The following is a 688-nucleotide window of genomic DNA, read 5'->3' as shown; positions in this document are numbered from 1 at the left end:
AGGCCGCTACTGCTGTCGCCGGATGCTGACGCCGAGTACGCCGCCGTCATCGAGATCGACCTGGCTGACATCCACGAGCCGATCGTGGCCTGCCCGAACGATCCGGACGACGTGAAGACGCTGTCCGACGTGGCCGGCGCGACCATCGACGAAGTGTTCATTGGTTCGTGCATGACCAACATCGGTCACTTCCGCGCCGCGTCGAAGCTGCTGGAAGGCAAGCGTGACATTCCGGTCAAGCTGTGGGTGGCCCCGCCGACCAAGATGGACCAGAAGCAACTGACCGAAGAAGGCCACTATGGCGTGTTCGGCACGGCCGGTGCCCGCACCGAAATGCCGGGCTGCTCGCTGTGCATGGGTAACCAGGCACAGGTGCGCGAAGGTGCGACGGTCATGTCGACGTCGACCCGCAACTTCCCGAACCGTCTGGGCAAGAACACGAACGTGTATCTGGGTTCGGCGGAACTGGCGGCAATCTGCTCGCGTCTGGGCAAGATTCCGACCAAGGAAGAGTACATGGCCGACATGGGTGTGCTCAACGCGAACGGCGACAAGATCTACCAGTACATGAACTTCGACCAGATCCAGGATTTCAAGGAAGTGGCCGACACTGTTCAGATGTGATGGGACGGGGAGCATGGCGGGCCGCGCCCGCCATGGCGACACCCGGAGCGCCGGAGGCCACCCT

Annotated in this window: 1 protein-coding gene; it reads left to right on the top strand. The window is 62.8% G+C overall.

Annotated elements, in window-relative coordinates:
• The coding region (locus tag M44_RS24440; RefSeq protein WP_010176303.1) for an aconitase family protein at positions 1–624 on the top strand (624 nt) is incomplete at its 5' end.
• Between the last annotated feature and the right edge of the window lie 64 nt (positions 625–688).

The sequence above is a fragment of the Bacillus coahuilensis m4-4 genome, from assembly GCF_000171615.1.
Lineage (GTDB): Bacteria > Bacillota > Bacilli > Bacillales > Bacillaceae_K > Bacillus_T > Bacillus_T coahuilensis.
This window is presented reverse-complemented; position numbering and strand designations above follow the sequence as displayed.